Consider the following 3,797-nt stretch of genomic DNA (forward strand, 5'->3'; position numbering starts at 1 on the left):
AAAAAAAATGCAAGATGATTCAGAAAAGGCAAAAATTCTTGCTGACTTGAACGAGTATTTAACAGAAGATCGTGATAGAAAATTATTTGGTCTTTGATTTTAATTACTGCTTGAGCTTTTTTTGTATGTCCTGAATCCTTGTAACTAGACCATCCACACAATCCTTATGACGTTCATAAAGTGGGTGGTCTTTATTCTGCCAGTTATCCAATATTTCTTTGGCTTCGATGTACTCTTGTTCTAGTTTGTATAGTTGACCTTTCAGTCCAAAATTATCTTTATTCCAGATAGCTAATAGCTCGGTTTCACTTAGTTTTGATAAATCAGTCATTAGTAATACTCCCATTTAACCTTTAAAATCTGTTTCTGTTCGCAATGCCTTGAATATGCGTTTTGCCGTTTCTTCTCGCACACTGGACGGGTCACGTAAAATATTGGCAATCCATATTGCAAATGCTTGATAGTCCTTATTCCCTGCTAGGTCGCTGATACTGTGGACTTTAGACAATACTGAGCTATAAGTATTTATCTGACTGTCTGACAAGTTGCAGAACATATCAACCGTGCTTGGATCTCGTTCATGGTTGATTGTTTTAGGCTTGGATTTTTGTTTAAAGCTGAATGAAAACCCGACAATTGACCGCCCTTTTTTATGCTGTTCATATTCTGCCTTGATGTCTGTATGTTCGTTAATTTGATCTATAGCAGCATCTAGGACACGGCTTTTAAAATTAACCATCTTTTTGTATTCATGAGGTTCTACGCCAAGTTTTGAGCGTAATTCATCAAGTTCAATCATAGCGACCTTACCAGTGCTACGCCATGCGATTAGAAGCTCATACAGTCGAATAGCGTAAACACTGGTTAAGTTACTTACCTGCTCAAGCTCGTAACTGGTGAAGTGCTTCTCTAGGTTGGTGATCAGTGGCTCAACGTCATCTGAAAACCTGATACGGACAAGAGCTTCATTCTCTACATATGACACTCGTTGCACCCATCGGCTTGTTACATTCTCGATATTGCCTTTAGGGGTGAGCTTCTGATAGCTAAATCTTCGCTCAAACAGATTCCTACTGGCATCCTGTAAGGCTTGGTATGCGGTGTTTCTGTGGACATTAAAGTGATTAATATAGCTATCAACATGGATAGTTAAATCTTTGTGTGTAGGCGTATTGGACTCTCTGGCCGCCAGTATCGCCAATAGGATTAAACGTTGCTCAACCAAGTCAAGGTTGTAGCTTGCATTAATCAGGGCATTATCTTTAACAACTAGATCCTTTTTCATTAATAACTACATGGTTTTTTTATGAAGTTATAACTACATTATTTTATAATGAAGTCTTTTGCAAGGTAAACGTAGTCATATTGCAAGGTAAACGTAGTCATATTGCAAGGTAAACGTAGTCATATTGCAAGGTAAACGTAGTCATATGAAGCCTGAAATCCTTATGTGGCAATGCTTTTAGGTGGCGTAAAAGTATTAAAAACTAAAAAATAAAAAAAAGAGGGGAGTGGTCAAAATTGCCCTATGTACTCGCTAAAGCTCGTACTTTTTGAAGCTCGCAAGCTCGCTTCGAGGGGCAATTTTTTGGTTAATCCTGTGTGTGAAATCTAAAAGCAAAAGCAAGAATGGATTCGCTTCGCTCATAAAGCTTTTTTGCTCGCTTCGCTCGGTCTAGGGGCTAGTTTCGGCATGAAAATATAGGTTTTCTAGGGTTCAATCAGTTAAAAGCGGTTTTTCAGAGGGTCGATGGTCGAATATTGCTAGTTCGCTCGTAGACACTCGCTCTATAAGACCATGTATTATTTAGATAATTTTAATAAACGCCAAAAAAGAAAATTTAAATTTTAGCGTGAACGTGGCTTATGGTTTTGTGCTTTTGATTCAGCCAGTAGTTTATTAGCTTCGTCATGTTTTCCTTGCTCACGTAAGGCTTTACGTGCAAAAAACGCCTGTTTTTCTCGTTCTTGTTGTGCCTTGGCTTCCTGTTTCCGCTTTTCTTGTTCGGCTAACTTCCGTTGTTGTTCACGTTCAAGGTGAAGTCTTGCTCGATCATGTTTGGCTTTCAGGTTCGGATTAGCTTTGTTTACGATCTCTTTTGCCCGATCTGTATAGCGTTCAGGTTCTAAACGTGGGGTTTTGGTCTTTAAATCTCGTTCCTGACTGTCCAATTCTTGCCATTGGGTTTGAATTTCTGCATTTGCAGCATCCCATTTCCCACCAAAAAACATAGGTCTTTTGCCTAATTGTTCTTTTTGGTGTTCAAGATTGGTTTTTGATAGCTCTATTTGCTCTAAAACAGCGTTTATTTGCTCGATTTCTGTTTTTTGGGTAGTTAGTGCTATGTTTTTTGCTTCCGTGGCTACAGCGTCGTTATATTGCGAAATAACGCTATATGCGATTTTGGTCAATTCTTCAGGGGAACGCTGTTCCTGGTCTTTTTCTTTTTGGCGTTGTTCCTGGTCTAAATTTTCTCTGGTCTGAATCAAGTTGTTCAACAGTCGTTCAGATGCTTGTATTTCTTGATCTAAACCTCTGATGTGTTGGCTAAATTGGTTGCGTTCACGGATGGCATCATTGGATAGACTGATTTCGGTGTCTATGCCTTGTCTGCGAAGTTGGGTAACGTGTGGCCCCTCATGTTGAGTGGCTTCAAGGTCTATGCCTTGATCTTTGTAACTACGGTGATCGACACGATCTGCAAAGCCATGTTTTTCTAAATGGCGGTTGGTCAATTCTGCAAAGTGTTCTCTCCAGTGGCTCACGGTTTCACTGGATTGCTCTTTGTTGAAGTCTCGATTTTTCTTTTTGGCAAAGTCGCCTGTCTGTGGGTCAATCTGCCGACTGGTGAACATGATGTGTGCATGAAAGTTTCTTTCATCACTTCCGCTTTTGGTATGTGGAGCATGGATACATGCGTCCACGATCACACCATGTTTTTCTACAATTCCCTGACATAGCTCATCGAGCAAGTCTTGTCTTTGTTCTGCATTAAATTCATGGGGAAAGGCAATTTCAAACTCTCTTGCTAAGGTTGCATCTTTTCTACGTTCAACCTGTTCAACTGCATTCCATAATTCTTGACGGTCTAATAATTCTTTTTTGGTGTTTTCAGGTGCATAGATTTTTTTAGATTCCACACCTGTTTTTTGGGTGTAGTCCTGAATTTTACCTTGATAATGGTCTTCTAATTTTTCACCCGAACGATAGGCAGAACATGCAACGGCTGAACGCCCTGCACTTCGGCTTATCGCTTTGACTGAAAAATGAAAGATTGCCATTTTGCTTTTGCTCTTAAATTTGGGTTTCCAAATTTCCCAGCTTGCATAAGCTGGTTTGGGGTTGTAGGGGGAATCCCCTGCCGTACTTCCATTGAATAAAAATCGAAGATTTTTTTCAATGGTAAAGTGCGCCCTTTGGGAAAACCACGATAGCAGATAGTACCTTGAATTTCAATTTATGTACGCTTATGCTAACTGTGGTTTTTTTAGGCATTGGATTTGTAATGAAAGTCGAATCTTTGGAACAGCAAATTGCTAAACAAGAAGAACGTTTGAAACAGCTTAAAGCTCAGAAGCAAGCTGTTTTGGCTCGTGAAAAAAAGAAAGCAACGGATCAACAGCGAAAAGAAGATACTAGACGTAAAATTTTGCTTGGTTCTTTGGCGTTAAAAAAAATGCAAGATGATTCAGAAAAGGCAAAAATTCTTGCTGACTTGAACGAGTATTTAACAGAAGATCGTGATAGAAAATTATTTGGTCTTTGATTTTAATTACTGCTTGAGCTTTTTTTGTAT

General features: G+C 39.2%; 4 protein-coding genes and 1 pseudogene. 2 read left to right on the forward strand and 3 right to left on the reverse strand.

Annotation, left to right across the window (positions count from 1 at the left end; genetic code table 11):
* Positions 1-97, forward strand: a pseudogene (locus tag FTV32_RS17620) (mobilization protein); the annotation flags it as partial.
* 6 nt (positions 98-103) lie between these two features.
* On the opposite strand, the gene FTV32_RS15985 reads toward FTV32_RS17620, so the two are convergent.
* The 3 genes from FTV32_RS15985 to mobQ all read right to left on the reverse strand — a co-directional run bounded on the left by FTV32_RS15985 (position 104) and on the right by mobQ (position 3,282).
* Complete coding sequence (locus FTV32_RS15985; protein WP_121775349.1) at positions 104-331, reverse strand: hypothetical protein; 228 nt, start codon at positions 329-331, stop codon at positions 104-106.
* Between the two features lie 15 nt (positions 332-346).
* On the reverse strand, positions 347-1,285 hold the full coding sequence (gene repM, locus FTV32_RS15990; RefSeq protein WP_121775347.1) for a replication initiation protein RepM: 939 nt from the start codon (positions 1,283-1,285) through the stop codon (positions 347-349).
* A 563-nt stretch (positions 1,286-1,848) separates the two neighbouring features.
* The gene (mobQ, locus tag FTV32_RS15995) at positions 1,849-3,282 is read right to left on the reverse strand and encodes a MobQ family relaxase (protein ID WP_180029091.1); all 1,434 of its coding nucleotides are present in this window, start codon (positions 3,280-3,282) and stop codon (positions 1,849-1,851) included.
* Positions 3,283-3,506: 224 nt separating this feature from the next.
* On the opposite strand from mobQ, the gene FTV32_RS16000 reads away from it, so the two are divergent.
* Positions 3,507-3,767, forward strand: coding sequence for a mobilization protein (locus tag FTV32_RS16000; RefSeq protein ID WP_121775348.1), 261 nt, complete (start codon positions 3,507-3,509; stop codon positions 3,765-3,767).
* Positions 3,768-3,797: the final 30 nt, after the last annotated feature.

The sequence above is a fragment of the Acinetobacter sp. YH16032 genome, from assembly GCF_013417345.1.
Lineage (GTDB): Bacteria > Pseudomonadota > Gammaproteobacteria > Pseudomonadales > Moraxellaceae > Acinetobacter.

Bases quoted from the DNA above. Each gene is read 5' to 3' on its own strand.
- mobQ (WP_180029091.1), bottom strand. From the start codon at position 3,282: ATGGCAATCTTTCATTTTTCAGTCAAAGCGATAAGCCGAAGTGCAGGG.
- FTV32_RS16000 (WP_121775348.1), top strand. From the start codon at position 3,507: ATGAAAGTCGAATCTTTGGAACAGCAAATTGCTAAACAAGAAGAACGT.
- repM (WP_121775347.1), bottom strand. From the start codon at position 1,285: ATGAAAAAGGATCTAGTTGTTAAAGATAATGCCCTGATTAATGCAAGC.
- FTV32_RS15985 (WP_121775349.1), bottom strand. From the start codon at position 331: ATGACTGATTTATCAAAACTAAGTGAAACCGAGCTATTAGCTATCTGG.